The sequence below is a fragment of the Natroniella sp. ANB-PHB2 genome, assembly GCF_046097105.1.
Classification (GTDB): Bacteria; Bacillota; Halanaerobiia; order Halobacteroidales; family Halobacteroidaceae; genus Natroniella.
Genome location: NZ_CP175562.1, coordinates 1420534 through 1437400, shown reverse-complemented (window position 1 = coordinate 1437400; position 16867 = coordinate 1420534). Strand labels below are relative to the sequence as shown.

Sequence of the window (16867 nt, the reverse complement as noted above, 5' to 3'; positions counted from 1 at the left end):
GGATGCTTATCGTCCTTATGAAACGCCTTTTTTGAATAAATAAGGGGGTCTAGGTGATGGGATTATCTACAGCGGATATTAAAAAATTAAGAGAAAAGACTAGTGCAGGAATGTTAGATTGCAAAAAAGCCTTAGAAAAGACAGATGGTGATTTGGATAAGGCAGTTGAATACTTAAGAGAAGAAGGAATTGCTGCTGCTGAAAAAAAAGCAGGTAGAACTGCAGCTCAAGGATTAGTTCATTCTTATATACATATGGGTGGTAAGATTGGTGTTTTATTAGAAGTTAACTGTGAAACAGACTTTGTAGCTAAAAATGATTCGTTTAAAGAATTAGTAAATAATATTGCGATGCAGATTGCAGCTGCTAACCCAAGTTATATTTCTCGCGATGATGTACCAGCTAATGATATCGAACAAGAGAAAGAAGTACTTAGAAAACAAGCTGCTAACGAAGACAAACCAGAGCATATTGTTGAAAAGATAGTAGAAGGTAGATTAGATAAATTCTATAGTCAAGAGTGTTTATTAGAGCAGGAGTACATTAAAGATTCTGATAAAACTATTCAAAGTTTATTAACAGAAAAGGTTGCAGAATTAGGTGAGAACATTAATGTTCGTCGCTTTGCTCGTTATGAATTAGGAGAAGGAATAGAGGTTGAGGAAGAAGACTTTGCAAAAGAAGTTATGAGTGAAGTTAACAAGTAAAAATTGAATTGCAAAGAGAACACAGTCTGTGTTCTCTTTTTTTACAATTGATTTGGTTTATAACAAGGAATTAAAGATAGATTCTAGAAATATAAAACAGAACTGGGGGATGTATTGATGTCAAAAGCGAAATATAAAAGAGTAATAATTAAATTAAGTGGAGCAGCATTAGCTGGAGAACAAGAATATGGTATTGATCCTCAATTTATTAATTCAATTGCCCAGGAGATAAAGCAAGTTGTAACAACAGAGGTTGAAGTAGCTATTGTGGTAGGTGGAGGAAATATTTTCAGAGGAGTTGCAGGTAGTGCTAAAGGAATGGATCGTGGAACTGCTGATTATATGGGAATGTTGGCTACTGTAATGAATTCTTTAGCATTGCAAGATGCTTTAGAAAAATTGCAACTTGAAACTAGAGTACAAACTGCTATTGCAATGCGTCAAATTGCAGAGCCTTATATTAGACGTAGAGCTATTCGGCATTTAGAAAAAGGAAGAATTGTTATTTTTGCAGCTGGAACAGGGAACCCATTCTTTTCTACTGATACAACTGCAGCATTAAGAGCAGCTGAAATTAATGCAGATGCTATCTTGATGGCTAAGAATGTTGATGGGGTTTATGATTCTGATCCAGTGGAAAATCCAAATGCAGTTAAATTCAAGAAGTTAAGTTATATTGATGTTTTAAATCGAGGATTGGGTGTGATGGATTCCACAGCTGTTTCTTTGTGTATGGATAATAAAATTCCTTTAGTCGTTTTTGGGATTGAACAGATTGGAAATATAAAAAAGGTTGTATTGGGTGAAGAAATTGGGACTTTTGTCCGTTAAATTTAAAAATAAGGAGGCTATAATATGATTGCTCAAGTTGCTAAGGAAACTAAACAAAAAATGGAAGAAGTAATTGATAAGACGAAAAGTGAATTTAATAAGGTAAGGACTGGGAGGGCCAGACCTTCTTTGCTTGAAGGAATCAAAGCGGAGTATTATGGAGCATTGACCCCTTTAAATCAAATGGCAAAGGTATCTGCTCCAGAGCCACGCCAATTACTGATTAAGCCTTTTGATGCTAATGTGATTGAAGAGATAGAGAAAGCAATTTTAAAGTCTGATTTAGGATTAACTCCTAATAATGATGGAGATGTAATTAGAATTAATATTCCGCAATTGACGGAGGAAAGAAGAAAAGAGTTGGCCCAAGTTGCCAATAATAAAGCTGAAGAAGGAAAGATATCTATCAGAAATATCCGAAGGGAATCTAATAGTCAGTTGGAAGAGTTAGAAAAAGAAGGCGAAATTTCTGAAGATAATTATCATCGAGGGTTGGATAATATTCAAGAGATAACTGATGAATACATAACAAAAATTGATCAATTATTAGAAGAAAAGACTTCTGCTATTATAGATGTTTAGTGAAGAGATAGAAATTAAATTTAGAGTTTGATTTAAAGTTAAGATAATAATTTCTTCTGATAACTTCCCCCTCTAGGAGTGAGGGGGTTGTATTTTATAAGAGGGAGGTTAGGCTGTGTTAAAGAAGTTAATTGATAAATTAGTTACTACTAATAATAAAGAAGTTGATACTACTTTTGATAATAGTTTGAAAAAAGTAAAGCAAGGGCCAATTCCTGAACATGTAGCAATTATTATGGATGGAAATGGTCGCTGGGCCAAACAAAGAGGTTTGCCTAGAACCGCAGGTCATCAAGCTGGAGTTGATAGTTTAAAAGAAGTTATTGAATGTGCTGCTAAAATAGGTATAGACCACATTACAGCTTATACCTTTTCAACTGAAAATTGGAAAAGGCCGCAACGGGAAGTTGACTTTTTAATGAATCTTTTTCAACAAATATTTGAAAAAGAGCTTGAAAAATTTAATCAACAAGGGGTTAAGGTTAAGGTTATTGGCTACAAAGATAGATTACCTAATTCTGTGAGAAAAAAGGCTGAGCAGGTAATGAAAAGAACAGGGGATAATCAAAAAATAACTGTTAATATTGCCTTAGATTATGGTGGTAGAGCAGAGATTATCGAAATGATTAAAAATATTGCTATTAAGGTTAAGCATGACCAATTAAAAGTTGAGGAAATAGATGAAGCTGAAGTAGCTGCTCAATTATATACTGCTAATCAGCCTGATCCAGCATTATTAATTCGACCAGGCGGGGAAGAAAGGATCAGTAATTTTTTATTATGGCAGATAGCTTATGCAGAACTATACTTTACTCAAACTTATTGGCCAGACTTTACTGCTGAGACTTTCTTAGAAGCAATAGCTGATTTTCAAAACAGAGAAAGAAGGTTTGGAGGACTTAAAGAGGGTAGGTGTTAAACTGAAATGTTAAGTAAACGAATTATAAGTGCAATTATAGGCATTCCATTATTGGTCTTTATTTTTAATTTAGGTGGCTTGCCATTTATGATTTTGAATTTAATTGTTGTAATTTTAGCTCTCAATGAATACTATCAATTAGTAGAAGAAAAAGGAATTAAAAGTAATAGATTAAGCGGATATTTAATTGGAGTAATTTGGATTTTAGTTATTTATTTAACTAATAATCTGAATTTAATCTATCCTTTAGTATCTTTGGCTGTAATTGTTCTCTTGATAAAGCAAATTCTAATCAAAACCGACCAATCTGCAATTTTGACTACAGCAGCTACTTTATTTGGTGCAGTTTATATTACGGGATTATTTAGTCATTTGATCTTATTATATAATCTTGAGCTTAGTGGAGGAAACGGAGGCAGATTGATTGTTTGGCTACCAATTTTAGCGACCTGGTTAACTGATATAGGGGCTTATTTTGTAGGGATGAACTTTGGTAAACACCGATTAGCTCCTCGAATTAGCCCCAACAAGACAATTGAAGGGGCAGTAGGGGGATTGATTGGTAGTATTATAATGACTATAATCTTTGGTAGATACTTCTTAAATTTTACTTACTTAACAGGAATTCTTTTAGGGGGGTTAATAGGGCTTGTTGCTCAGTTAGGTGATTTGGCGGTTTCTGTTTTTAAGCGTGATGCTGAAATTAAGGATTCTGGGGAGTTAATACCAGGTCATGGTGGAATATTAGATCGGCTTGATAGCTTACTATTTAGTATACCTGTTGTATATTATTACTTGCAATGGGTGATATTGAAGTGACGGTGAGGGATGATGAAAAGTAGCTATAAAGTAGGTTTGATTTTGTTAGTTGTTTCAGCTAGCAGCATTATTATTTTAAACTACTTAATTGGTTATGTATTGCCATTTATTATTGGTATAATTCTAGCCAGTTTAATTGACCCTGCTGTCCTTTTTTTAGAACAAGAAGCTAAATTTTCTCGGGGGATAGCAGTTGCAATAGTGCTAGCAATTATAATAATTTTTATCAGTTTGTTATTGACAATCAGTATTTCTAGATTATTGATTGAATTAGATAGTTTAGTAAATAATTTACCTGATCAACATAAATTAGGGGCCAGCTTTAATTGGTTATTAGAGCAGAATGGAAATTTAAGTACTTTATTTGATGAATGGCAAGTGCCAAGGAATGTTAGGAAAACTATTATTAATAACTTAGAAATTTTTTATGCTCAAATCAAGAATATAATTGATCTTTCTTTTGCTTATTTGTTGGAAATAGTTAGGAAGTTGCCACGAGTAATTATAACTTTAGTTATAAGCTTGATTGCTACTTTTTTTATTAGTAAGGATAAAGAAATAATTACAGAAAGTTGTTTGGCTTACATTCCTATTCATTGGCGGGAGAAGGTTAGAGTGATACAACAGGATATTATTAGCTCTATAGTCGGTTTTATTAGAGCTCAAATGATCTTAATTACTAATACAATAATTATTTCAATCATTGGTTTGTTGGTTTTGAGAAGTAATTATGCGATTGTAATTGGGTTAGTCTGTGGAGCTTTGGATTTGATTCCAGTTATTGGCCCTAGTTTAATTTTTCTTCCGTGGGCTGTCTATAATTTTATAATCGGCAATACCAGTTTAGCAGTTGGATTACTAATTAATTATATTGTGATTGCAGTAGTGCGCCAGTCAACTGAAGCTAAAATAGTTGGCCAGAATATAGGGATCCATCCTTTAGCTACTTTAATGGGCTTATATATAGGTGTTCAATTTTTTGGAGTTGGTGGATTTTTTATTGGGCCAGTATTCTTGATTGTTTTAAATTCGATTATTAAATCAGGAGTGATTTCAATTGCTAAATAAGTTATATACAGGCCCTATGATAGGGGTTTTGAACTTTAATTTTTACTGATATTATTTTGTAATAAAGTTTGTACTTTGAATCTAAATAAACTATTAATCATAAACTACTAGTTACAAGTAAGTTAGGAGGACTGTTATGAAAAAGATAAGTATTTTAGGCTCAACAGGTTCGATTGGGAAACAAACTTTAGAAGTAATTGATGATTTAACAGGGCAGTTTGAAGTGTTGGCCCTAACAGCCAATCAGAATGTAGAGCTATTAACTGCACAAGTTAAGAAATATAACCCCCAATATGCTGTTTTGATGAATGAGGAAAGAGCAAGTGAGTTAAAATATAATTTAAAAGATTTGCAAACTGAGGTCTTAGTAGGAGAAGGTGGTTTAATTAAAGCTGCTACGTTAGTTGATGTTGATTTAGTGGTTAATGCAGTAGTGGGTGCTGTAGGGGTTAAACCTACCCTTGAGGCAATTAGGGTCGGAAACGATATAGGATTAGCCAATAAAGAGGCATTAGTAACTGCTGGAGAGATTGTAATGAGAGAAGCCACTGAATATGGGGTGAATATTTTGCCAATAGATAGTGAACATAATGCAATCTTTCAAGCCTTGCAAGGAGAAGAGAAAGAACAAGTTAGTAGGGTTATATTAACTGCTTCTGGGGGGCCTTTTCGAGAGGTTAGTGCTGTAGATTTAGAAGAAGTAACAGTCAAGCAAGCCTTGAATCATCCTAATTGGGATATGGGAGGTAAGATCACAATCGATTCTGCTACTTTGATGAATAAGGGGTTAGAGGTAATTGAAGCTAAGTGGTTATTTGATCTGGATTTTGAGCAGATAGATGTAGTAGTTCATCCCCAAAGTATAGTTCATTCTTTAGTTGAGTATAAAGATCATTCTATGTTAGCTGAGTTAGGTCTTCCTGATATGAAAGTGCCGATTCAGTATGCCTTGACTTACCCTAAACGTAAGAAAAATCAACTGAAAAGTTTGGATTTGGCTCAAGTTGGAAAACTGACTTTTGAAGAACCAAGAAGAGACTTGTTTCCTTGTTTAGATTTTGCTTATCAAGCTGGAAGAGTTGGAGGAACAATGCCTGCTGTATTAAATGCTGCTAATGAGGTAGCTGTTGCTCAATTTTTAAATAATCAGCTGAGATTCATTGAAATTCCGCAAATAATTGAGAAAGTGATGAAGAGACATCAGCCAATTATAACTCCAACTTTAGATGATATTTTAGCAGCTGATAGTTGGGCTAGAAAACAGGCAAGAAAAGAAGGTGATAGAAATTGATTCTAACGATTATTTCTTTTATAATTGTTTTAGGTATTTTAGTCTTTTTTCATGAGTTAGGACATTTTTTAGTTGCTAAACGTGTAGGGGTTCAAGTTGAAGAGTTTGCTCTTGGTATGGGGCCAAAGTTGATAGGAAGACAGGTTGGAGAAACATTATATTCGATTCGAATTTTACCATTAGGTGGATTCTGTAAAATGACTGGAGAAATGCCGATTGACGATGAGAGTGAGCAAGAAGAAATTGAAGCTTATCAGGAAGCTGTCAGAAATAATAAGTGCTTATTTCAAAAATCTGTCTGGGAGCGAATTGGAGTTATTAGTATGGGGTCAATAATGAATTTTATCTTAGCTATTTTATTATTCGCTCTAATTTTCACTATTTTTGGTGTTCCTATTTCTAGTTCTTCTAGTACTATTATTGGGCAAGTGATTCCTGAACAGCCAGCTTATCAGGCCGGCTTAAGAGATGGTGATAAAGTATTGGCAGTTAATGATCAACAAGTAGAGAATTGGGAGGAGTTATCTGAGACTATCCATAACAATCCGGGCCAACAACTTAGCTTAGAGGTGGAACGGGATGGAAGAACTTTTGAGACAGAAGTAACTCCAATCATGGAGCAAGAAAGACAAGAAGGTATAATTGGAATTATACCAGTATTGACTAGAGAACCAGTTAATATCTTCAAGGCATTATGGCTTGGGGTTAAGCAGACAGGGTTGTATGTAGTAGCTATAATTGTTGGGTTATGGCAGATGATTACTGGACAGATAGCTGCTGAAGTATCAGGTCCGGTTAGGATTGCTCAAATGGTAGGAGATGCAGCTCAAAGTGGGATGCTTAGAGTAATGAATTTAGCAGCAATAATTAGTATCAATTTAGGAATCATGAATTTATTACCTATTCCTGCTTTAGATGGAGGACGATTGGTCTTTTTAGGTTATGAAATTATTACTGGAAAACCAGTTGATCAAGAAAAAGAAGGTATGATTCATTTAATAGGTTTTGCATTGTTGATGTTATTATTTATAATTATTATGGTTCAAGATCTTAAGGCAATTATTTAATTTAGAGGTGATAAAATGGCAAAACAACAGACTAGACGTGGAGGTAAATGGTTAGATCCTAATAAGGTTAGTGGACGAAGAGCAGAGAGATATTGTGCCATTTGTGGAGCAGAAGCTACAGAAGTTAGAATCTTAAAACATGAAAATATTTGTGAAGACTGCGTCAAAAGACTAAGGGAAGAAAAAGATGGTAAGTACGCTTGTAAAGCTTGTGGGAAAGTAGTTCCTAAACAGTTAGAAGAAAATAATGGTTATTGCAAAGAATGTGTTTGCAAAATCTGTGGTAAGCCTGATCCTGAATTTGCTAGAAAATATGACTTCTGTGAAGCATGTTTTGAGTTAATTGGAACTGACTGTCGCAGATGTGGTAAGGAGGCTCGGGCTCAAGTTAAGCGTAATGACGGATTGTGTGATGACTGTGTTGAAAAATAGGAGGTGAGTCTGTGTTAGATGACTATGTAACTTTAGAGACATTATTAACAGATAGTATAGCTAAAAAGCATCTGCCTAAAGCAGGTTATTGCCATGCTGTTAATACTGCCGAGAATGCTTTTGAGCTAGCTGTCGATCGTAGGATCTGTGTTGATTTAGCCACTAAAGCTGGATTATTACATGATATAGGTCATACTAACTGGGAAAAGCAAGGTGAATGGGATTATCAATCTTATAATGAATTTGATATCCATACAATCAAAGGGGCAGAACGTGCCCATGAATTATTGATTTTTAAAGGGGAGGGTTTAGGTAAAGCACGGGATATTGCTTTGGCTATTCTTTTCCATAGTAATTCAAGTCCAGTAAGTAAAAATGTAAAATTAACCCCGTTACAACAATTAGTGTCTGATGCAGATGATATGGATAAGCAAGATGGTGGTTCTCATCATGATACCATAATCTCTTTTGCAGAAGCTTTACAAAGAATCAGAAGGCTTGATATGTTAGTCTATCGACAGAGAAGGCATTGTAATAATCATTGTGAAGAATGCGACTTAAAGTAGGTGATAAGATGAAGAGGCAAAAAAGAAGAGTGGTACAAATAGGAGATGTACAGATTGGTGGAACTGCTCCTATTTCAGTACAATCAATGACTAACACTGACACACGTAATGTAAAAGAAACAGTCACTCAAATTAAGCAACTAGAAAAAGCGGGGTGTGAATTGGTTAGAATAGCAATTCCTGATCAATCAGCAGCAAGTAAGGTTGCACAAATTAAAGAAGAGATTGATATTCCTTTGATTGCAGATATTCACTTCAATTATAAATTGGCCTTAGAGGTGTTAGAACAAGGGGTAGATGGCTTGAGAATCAACCCAGGTAATATAGGAAGTGAAGAAAAGATTGAGTTGGTTGCTAACAAGGCACTAGAATATCAAGTTCCGATTAGAGTGGGGGTCAATGCTGGCTCGTTAGAAAAAGAGTTATTACAAAAACATGGTCATCCTACAGCAGAGGCAATGGTAGAAAGTGCTTTAGGAAATATTGAATTATTAGAGAAGTTTGGTTTTGAAGAGATTATTATTTCTTTAAAGGCCTCTGATGTAATGATGACCCTAAAAGCTTACCAATTAATAATTCAAGAGGTTGACTATCCGCTACATGTAGGAATTACAGAGGCAGGTACAATCAAATCAGGGACGGTCAAATCTGCCGTAGGAATAGGAGCTATCTTGGCCCAGGGTTTAGGAGATACGATTAGAGTCTCTTTGACTGGAGATCCAGTAGAAGAGGTTAAAGTTGGTTTTCAAATTTTAAGAGCTCTTAACTTAAGGGATCAGGGGGTTAATTTAATTTCTTGCCCTACTTGTGGAAGATGTGAAATAGATCTGGTTAAAATTGCGAATCGAGTTGAAGAGGAGATAGGAGATTTAGATAAATCGATAGAAGTAGCTGTGATGGGTTGTGTTGTCAATGGACCTGGTGAGGCTCGTGAAGCTGATTTAGGTATTGCTGGAGGTAAGGATGTTGGTTTAATCTTTAAAAAAGGTGAAGTTATTAAGAAGGTTTCTGGTCAGGAACTAGTAAATGAATTACTAATTGAAATTGATAAGTTGGAATAGTTTTGTAATTGACAAGTTTAGTTAAGGTTGATAAAATTTAAGTGATCTTATTTGCTTTAAAAAGAGGTGTTTGATAATAGAGGAGGTACAAAATTATGAAAATGTCACAGATGTATATTCCCACATTAAAAGAGACTCCAGCTGATGCAGAAGTTGTGAGTCATAAATTAATGTTAAGAGCTGGTTTGATGAGGAAATTGAGTTCAGGGGTTTATACATATTTGCCGTTAGGATATAGAGTAATTAAGAAATTTCAAGATATTGTACGTCAAGAGATGGATCGAGCAGGGGCACAGGAGTTATTATTACCAGCTTTACAACCTGCCGAATTATGGGAAGAATCAGGAAGGTTAAAAGATTATGGCCCTGAATTAATGAGGCTAGAAAATAGACAGGGCAGAGAATTTTGTTTAGGGCCAACACATGAAGAGGTAATTACGGATTTGGTGAGAGATGAAGTTAGATCATATAAGGATCTGCCATTAAATTTATATCAAATTCAGACTAAATATCGTGATGAGATTAGACCACGATTTGGAGTGTTACGTGGTAGAGAGTTTATTATGAAAGATGCTTATAGCTTTGATACTGATCAAGTAGGTTTAGAGGAAAGTTATAAGCAGATGTATGATGCTTATGAAAAAATATTTACTAAATGTGGTTTAGACTTTAGACCAGTTCAAGCAGACACAGGTACAATTGGAGGAGAAGATTCGCATGAATTTATGGCTTTAGCTGAAGCAGGAGAGGATATAGTTGTTTATTGTGAAGAGTGTGGCTATGCTGCCAATCTAGAGTTAGCAACTTCTCAAGTTAAAGTTAAAGAGAATGGTGAGAAGTTAGAAGAATTGACAGAAGTTGATACACCAGATGCAACTACTATGGGAGAGTTGGTTGCTCAGTTAGAACTTCCATTAGAGAAGATGATTAAAGCCTTATTTTATCAAACAGAAGATGAAATAGTACTAGCTTTAGTACGAGGTGATTATGAGCTTAATGAGATCAAGTTAGCTAATTTATTAGGTGTAGTAAATCTTGAGTTGGCTAGCGAACAAGTCTATGAAAAGTTAGATACTGTAAAAGGGTTTAGTGGACCAGTCGGTCTTGATGATCAGGTTAGAATAATTGCTGATGAGTTAGTAATGAAACTAACTAATGTTGTAAGTGGAGCCAATAAGACAGATAAGCATTATCTTAATGTCAATCCAGAACGTGACTTTACAGTAACTGAAGTTGCCGATATTCGTAGTGTTAAAGAAGGGGAAGGCTGTGTAGAATGTGGTGCTGAACTTAATTTAACTCCTGGAATAGAGGTAGGGCAGGTATTTAAATTAGGAACTAAGTATAGTCAAGCTTTAGAAGCTAGCTTTTTAGATGAAAATGGAAAGAGCCAGCCATTAGTAATGGGCTGCTATGGAGTTGGAATAACTAGAACAGTTGCGGCAGTGATTGAGCAAAATTATGATCAATATGGCATCAAATGGCCTAAAGTTTTGGCCCCTTATATCGTTCATTTGTTACCTTTAGGAAGTGATGAAAAAGTAAGCGATAAGACTGTTGAATTATATGAGCAATTATCAGCAGCAGGAATTGAGACATTAGCTGATGATCGAAAAGAAAGAGCAGGAGTTAAGTTTAATGATGCTGATTTAATTGGCTGTCCAATTCGAATTACAATTGGTTCTCGTTCCTTAGCAGATGGTAAATTAGAAGTTAAGTTGAGACAGACTGGAGAAGAATTAGAGATTGAAGCTGATCAAGCTTTAACTGAAATTGAGGATTTGATAGCTCAGTTAAAGTAATTAGGAGGTTATTTATTAATGCAGATTGCTGCTATAATTCCTGCTTATAATGAAGAGGAGACAGTTGCTCAAGTAGTAACTCAAGTTAGAAACCATCGGCTAATAGATGAAGTTGTTGTAGTGAGTGATGGCTCAATTGATAAGACAGCTGCTAAAGCCTTAAAAGCTGGAGCTGAAGTTATTAAATTGGAACAAAATCAGGGCAAAGGAGCTGCTATGCAAGTTGGAATTGAAAATAGTAAAAGTGATATAATTCTCTTTTTAGATGCTGATTTATTGGGGTTGACAGCTGAACATATTGATCAGTTATTATCACCAATAATTAATAAGAAGACTAAAATGACTATTGGAGTCTTTGCCGAGGGCAGGATGGTTACAGATTTGGCCCAAAAGATTGCTCCTTTTCTTTCTGGACAAAGAGCAGTGAAGAGGAGTGTATTAGATGGCATCTCAGATTTAAATATGACTAAATTTGGCGTAGAAGTAGCTTTGACTCAATACATTAAAAAACATAATATTAAGATTGAAGAAGTTGAACTTTATGACCTATCTCATGTTATGAAAGAGGAAAAATTAGGTGTTGTGGAAGGATTTAAAGCTAGAGTTAAGATGTATTGGGATATAGTTAAGAATTTTTCTTGTTTTAAAAATAAGATAAAATAGATCAAATGTTGCTTGTTTTTACAAGCAACATTTGATCTTTAGGGGGTGATAATAGTTGGAAGCGCTAGAAATCGTTTCACGTTTATTATTAGCCTGCTTATTGGGGGGGCTGGTAGGTCTAGAAAGGGAGCGAAGTTATAGACCAGCAGGATTTAGAACATATATCTTAGTAGCAGTAGGTTCAACTTTGATTATGACAGTTTCCTTAAAAGTTCCATTATTATATGAAGGAGTATTGTCTAACCCAGGTGATCCTGGTCGAATTGCTGCTCAAGTTATCAGTGGAATTGGTTTCTTAGGGGCAGGAACTATTATTAGAGAAGGATTTTCGGTTACGGGGCTAACAACTGCTGCTGGTTTATGGACAGTTGCTGGAATTGGCTTAGCTGTGGGAGCAGGTTTTTATTTAAATGCGGTAATTGCTACTATTTTAGTAATGGTAACATTAACACTTTTAAGTCAAGTTGAATTAAGGCTCTATAATAGTCAAAACTTGTATTCATTGCGAATTAAAATTTTTGATCAGGTGGGTTCATTAGGTAAGATTGCTTCTGTATTAGGTGAAAATGAAATTCAGATTACTGATGCATGTATAGAACAATGTTATAAAGAAGCGAATAATGTTTATATTAATTTAAAGATACAGAAATCCAAGAAAGTTGACCAAAACCAGTTGATTGGGGTGTTGACTGAACTACCAAGTGTTATTAGTGTTCAGATTAAGGATCTAGATTAAGGGAGAGATAAGAATGGGTAAAGTAGTAATTAAACCTAAAGGAAATAGTTGTATATTTAAAGAGCGACTAAAAGAAAATTTTACTAGTCAAGAGCTGATCAATAAAATAAAGATTCTTAAGGTTGAGGTTGATTTGGAGGATAATTACTGTCAAGTTAAATTTAAATTACCTCAAGGCTTTGAAATTGCTGATCAATTGGAACAGTTAGGAGCTGAAATGATTTCTAAAGGGAGGTTTAAGTATCAAGTTGAGTATTATAACCCTGATCTACCTTTAGATTTAATCTTGACTGAAGAGTGGGAGCAGATAATTAAGAAGATAAGAGAGAGACTCCCTCAGACTAATGGTTGGCTTTCGTTATCGCATTGGCGAGTAGAAGATGAATTGTTGATTGTAGAAGTTAAGAATAAAATGGCAATCGAAGCATTGGAGAAAAAGAATTGTCATCAAATCTTGGCTGAAATAATTGAACAAGAGTATAATCAGCAAGTTAAAGTTAAATTTGGTTTAGGAAATTTTGCAGATGAATTAGCAAAGATTAAAGATGAGCAAACTAAAGAGAACGATGCTTATATGAAGAGTTTGGTTGAGTCTGTTGCTCAGCGAGAAGATGCAGGAGTTAAGACTAATCAATCGTCGACTAAAAGTTCAAATCAAGTCTGGTTGGGAAATAAGATAAGTGGCCAATCGACTACTATTGAGGAGATAGTAGGAGAAGAAAGAAAGATAATTATTGCTGGAGAAGTATTTGATTTAGAAGTTAGGGAGTTAAAAAGTGGTAGGAATTTAGTTATATTTTATTTAACTGACGGTACTGATTCAATTACAGTCAAAGTCTTTGAGAAGCAAAATGGAGCGTTGGCTAAAAATATTACTAAAGGTTGTTGTGTTAAGGTTCAAGGGCCAGTTAAGTATGATAAGTATGACCATGAATTGAGCTTAATGGCCAATTCTGTAATGCCAATTGTACCTGAAAATAAAAAGGATGATGCACCACAAAAGAGAAGTGAGTTGCATTTACATACCAAAATGAGTGCAATGGACTCAGTCGTTGATGTAGGAGAGGTAATTAAGAGGGCTGATGAGTGGGGTCATCCAGCAATTGCAATTACTGATCATGGGGTAGTACAGTCTTTTCCACATGCTCATAATGCTGCTGTGGGTAGAGATATTAAAGTCATTTATGGTGTGGAAGCATATTTAGTTGATGATGGGGAGCCGATCGTTTTAAATCCAAATGAGAAGAAGCTAACAGAAGAGAAATTTGTAGTCTTTGATTTAGAAACGACAGGTTTTAATCCTCACTCTGATCAAATTATAGAGATAGGAGCAGTTAAATTAGAGGCAGGAGAGATAGTTGATACCTATCAAACCTTTATCAATCCAGGAGTCTCTATCCCAGCAAAGATTACTGAATTGACAGGGATTACTGATCAAATGGTGGAGTTGGCCCCTCAGCTAGAAATAGCAATTGAAGAATTTTTAGATTTTGTTGGAGAGGCTACTTTAGTAGCTCATAACTTGAGCTTTGATCTAGGGTTTATTGAAGATAAGTTGCGAAAATTAGAGAAAGAGAAATTAACCAATACTGCTCTAGACACCTTAAATTTATCTCGAGCTTTATTGCCAGATTTAAAGAGTTATAAATTAAATAAGTTGGCTAAAAAGTTTAATAAAGATTTAGAAAATCACCATCGGGCTATTGATGATGCAACTGTGACTGCTGAAATATTTGCAGAATTAATAGACTTAACTCTAGAGCAAGATGTTGCTGTTTTAGCTGAAGTCAATCAATTGACAAGTAAGATTGATTATAAGCGAGTTAGACCTTATCATACTAATATTTTAGTTAAGAATCAAGTGGGGCTTAAGAATCTTTATAAATTAGTTTCAAAGGCTCATATTGATAATTTTCATCGTGTACCTAGAATCTTAAAAAGTGAATTGTTAGAGATGAGAGAAGGTCTAATTATTGGTTCTGCTTGTGAAGCTGGAAAGTTATATAAGGCGGTGTTGAATGGGAAACCTGAACAAGAGTTGATGGAATTAGCTAAATTTTATGATTATCTTGAATTACAACCGGTTGGTAATAATAAGTTTTTATTAGCCCAGGGAACCGTTAAATCTTTAGAAGAATTACAGGAGATTAATAAGAAGATTTATCAGTTAGGAAAGAAGCTAGGTAAGCCTGTGATTGCTGCTGGTGATGTTCACTTTTTAGATCCTAAAGATAGTATTTATCGTCAGATTTTAATGGAAGGACAAGGCTTTGATGATGCAGATCAACAAGCACCTTTATATTTTAGAACGACTTCTGAAATGTTAGAGGAGTTTGATTATTTTGAACCAGAGGCAGCTCAAAAACTAGTAATTGATAATCCAAATCAGATAGTAGAAATGGTTGAAGAACTTAAACCAATTCCAGATGGATTATTTACTCCGACTATTGAAGGAGCAGAAGATAAAATTAGATCAATGACTTATAATAAAGCTGAAGGACTTTATGGCAGTCCACTACCAGAAATTGTAGAAAAAAGATTAAAAAAAGAGTTGGATTCGATCATCGGGAATGGTTATGCAGTAATTTATTTAATTTCACAAAAATTAGTTAAGAAATCATTAGATGATGGATATTTAGTTGGTTCGCGTGGTTCGGTTGGTTCTTCTTTAGTAGCTACTATGACTGATATTACAGAAGTAAACCCTTTAGCACCGCATTATAGATGTCCAGAATGTAAATATAATCAATTTTTTACTGATGGTTCTGTTGGGGTAGGGGTTGACTTGCCGGATCAAAAATGTCCTGAATGTTCTAGTCAGTTAGTTAAAGATGGTTTTGATATTCCATTTGAAGTCTTTTTAGGTTTTGAAGGAGACAAAGTACCAGATATAGATCTTAACTTTTCGGGGGAGTATCAGCCTCAAGTTCATAAGTATACAGAAGAGTTGTTTGGAACAGAATATGTCTATCGAGCAGGAACTATCTCTACAATTGCTGATCGAACTGCCTATGGTTTTGTTAAAGGACATGCTCAAGATAATGACTTACCATTAAGAAAAGCTGAAATTGATCGTTTGGTTGCTGGTTGTACAGGAGTAAAGAGGACGACCGGTCAACATCCTGGAGGACAGATAGTTGTACCACAAGAAAAAGAGATTTATGATTTTACTCCGATTCAAAAACCAGCTAACGATATGAAGAAGGATACTTTGACGACCCACTTTGATTTTGATTCGATCCACGATAATCTATTGAAACTGGATATTTTAGGACATGATGATCCAACCAGTATTCGTATGTTACAAGATTTGACCGGTGTTGATCCTCAAGAAATTTCTTTAGAAGATGAAGATACTATGGCAATATTTTCTAGCATTGAACCGTTAGGTGTCAGCCAAGAAGAAGTAGGAGTTGAATTAGGGACATTGGGTATCCCAGAGTTTGGGACCAGTTTTGTTAGAGGAATGTTAAAGGAGACTAAGCCGACAACTTTTGCTGAACTGGTAAGGATTAGTGGATTATCTCATGGAGCAGATGTCTGGTTGAACAATGCTCAGGATTTGATTAAGCAAGGGATAGCACAGCTATCAGAAGTAATCTCTGTTCGTGATGATATTATGAATTATTTATTACAAAAAGGGGTAAAACCTTCTACAGCCTTTTGGATTATGGAGCATGTCCGTAAAGGAAAGGGGTTAACGCCAGAGGAAGAAAAAGCTATGAAGGATAATGAGGTTCCTGATTGGTATATTAAATCATGTAAGACGATAAATTATATGTTTCCTAAAGCCCATGCAGCAGCTTATGTGATGATGGCTTTTCGAATTGCTTATTTTAAGGTTCATTACCCGGAGGCTTTTTATAATACTTACTTTACTATTAAAGCTGATGATTTTGATTCACAAATTGTTTTGCAAGGAAAAGAGTTTATTAAGAAAAAGATTAATGAAATTAAAGCTAAAGGTAATGATGCAACAGCAAAAGATAAGAATACGTTAAAGGTTTTACAGATAGTAATTGAAGCAATGGCTAGAGGAATCACCTTCAAAACAGTCGATATTTATCAATCTAAGGCTAAAGAATTTGAAATTACAGAGGAAGGGTTACTACCTCCTTTAGTAAGTTTACAAGGTTTAGGAGAGAGTGCAGCAGAGAGTTTAATTCAAGCACGTCAAGGAGTGGAATTTACATCAATAGAAGATTTAACTAATAGAACTGGCTTGAGCAAAACAGTAATTGAAGTCTTAAAGGAGATTGGTGCTGTGGATGGTTTGCCGGAAACTAATCAATTATCCCTCTTTGGAATATAGTTTGCAAAAAG

15 protein-coding genes are annotated in these 16867 nt (G+C 34.9%); all 15 read left to right on the top strand.

Annotated elements, in window-relative coordinates; genetic code table 11:
- Nucleotides 1–56 precede the first annotated feature (56 nt).
- The 15 genes from tsf (at nucleotide 57) to ACKF5P_RS07030 (ending at nucleotide 16856) form a co-directional block, all read left to right on the top strand.
- Nucleotides 57–707: a translation elongation factor Ts gene (gene tsf / locus ACKF5P_RS07100; protein WP_408954522.1), complete on the top strand. Its 651-nt coding sequence runs from the start codon at nucleotides 57–59 to the stop codon at nucleotides 705–707.
- 117 nt (nucleotides 708–824) lie between these two features.
- Entirely contained in the window at nucleotides 825–1538 is a 714-nt protein-coding gene (gene pyrH, locus ACKF5P_RS07095) for a UMP kinase (RefSeq protein ID WP_408954521.1), read from the top strand.
- Between the two features lie 24 nt (nucleotides 1539–1562).
- Complete coding sequence (gene frr / locus ACKF5P_RS07090; protein WP_408954520.1) at nucleotides 1563–2120, top strand: ribosome recycling factor; 558 nt, start codon at nucleotides 1563–1565, stop codon at nucleotides 2118–2120.
- A gap of 115 nt (nucleotides 2121–2235) precedes the next feature.
- Nucleotides 2236–3039 (top strand): isoprenyl transferase, encoded by an 804-nt coding sequence (locus ACKF5P_RS07085; RefSeq protein ID WP_408954519.1) that lies wholly within the window; start codon nucleotides 2236–2238, stop codon nucleotides 3037–3039.
- A 6-nt stretch (nucleotides 3040–3045) separates the two neighbouring features.
- Nucleotides 3046–3858 (top strand): phosphatidate cytidylyltransferase, encoded by an 813-nt coding sequence (locus ACKF5P_RS07080; protein WP_408954518.1) that lies wholly within the window; start codon nucleotides 3046–3048, stop codon nucleotides 3856–3858.
- 12 nt (nucleotides 3859–3870) lie between these two features.
- Nucleotides 3871–4926 (top strand): sporulation integral membrane protein YtvI, encoded by a 1056-nt coding sequence (gene ytvI / locus ACKF5P_RS07075; protein ID WP_408954517.1) that lies wholly within the window; start codon nucleotides 3871–3873, stop codon nucleotides 4924–4926.
- Nucleotides 4927–5062: 136 nt separating this feature from the next.
- The gene (locus ACKF5P_RS07070) at nucleotides 5063–6217 is read left to right on the top strand and encodes a 1-deoxy-D-xylulose-5-phosphate reductoisomerase (protein WP_408954516.1); all 1155 of its coding nucleotides are present in this window, start codon (nucleotides 5063–5065) and stop codon (nucleotides 6215–6217) included.
- Nucleotides 6214–7284: an RIP metalloprotease RseP gene (rseP, locus tag ACKF5P_RS07065; RefSeq protein WP_408954515.1), complete on the top strand. Its 1071-nt coding sequence runs from the start codon at nucleotides 6214–6216 to the stop codon at nucleotides 7282–7284. The genes ACKF5P_RS07070 and rseP overlap by 4 nt, the downstream gene beginning before the upstream one ends.
- Before the next feature lie 15 nt (nucleotides 7285–7299).
- Nucleotides 7300–7716, top strand: a complete 417-nt coding sequence (locus ACKF5P_RS07060) for a hypothetical protein (protein WP_408954514.1) — start codon at nucleotides 7300–7302, stop codon at nucleotides 7714–7716.
- A gap of 11 nt (nucleotides 7717–7727) precedes the next feature.
- Complete coding sequence (locus ACKF5P_RS07055) at nucleotides 7728–8282, top strand: HD domain-containing protein (RefSeq protein WP_408954513.1); 555 nt, start codon at nucleotides 7728–7730, stop codon at nucleotides 8280–8282.
- A gap of 8 nt (nucleotides 8283–8290) precedes the next feature.
- A complete protein-coding gene (gene ispG / locus ACKF5P_RS07050; protein ID WP_408954512.1) occupies nucleotides 8291–9343 on the top strand; it encodes a flavodoxin-dependent (E)-4-hydroxy-3-methylbut-2-enyl-diphosphate synthase in 1053 nt (350 codons plus the stop codon).
- Between the two features lie 95 nt (nucleotides 9344–9438).
- Nucleotides 9439–11145 (top strand): proline--tRNA ligase, encoded by a 1707-nt coding sequence (locus ACKF5P_RS07045; RefSeq protein ID WP_408954511.1) that lies wholly within the window; start codon nucleotides 9439–9441, stop codon nucleotides 11143–11145.
- 18 nt (nucleotides 11146–11163) lie between these two features.
- Nucleotides 11164–11808, top strand: coding sequence for a glycosyltransferase family 2 protein (locus ACKF5P_RS07040; protein ID WP_408954510.1), 645 nt, complete (start codon nucleotides 11164–11166; stop codon nucleotides 11806–11808).
- A 55-nt stretch (nucleotides 11809–11863) separates the two neighbouring features.
- The gene (locus tag ACKF5P_RS07035; protein ID WP_408954509.1) at nucleotides 11864–12544 is read left to right on the top strand and encodes an MgtC/SapB family protein; all 681 of its coding nucleotides are present in this window, start codon (nucleotides 11864–11866) and stop codon (nucleotides 12542–12544) included.
- A gap of 13 nt (nucleotides 12545–12557) precedes the next feature.
- Entirely contained in the window at nucleotides 12558–16856 is a 4299-nt protein-coding gene (locus tag ACKF5P_RS07030) for a PolC-type DNA polymerase III (RefSeq protein ID WP_408954508.1), read from the top strand.
- The last annotated feature ends 11 nt before the right edge of the window (nucleotides 16857–16867 follow it).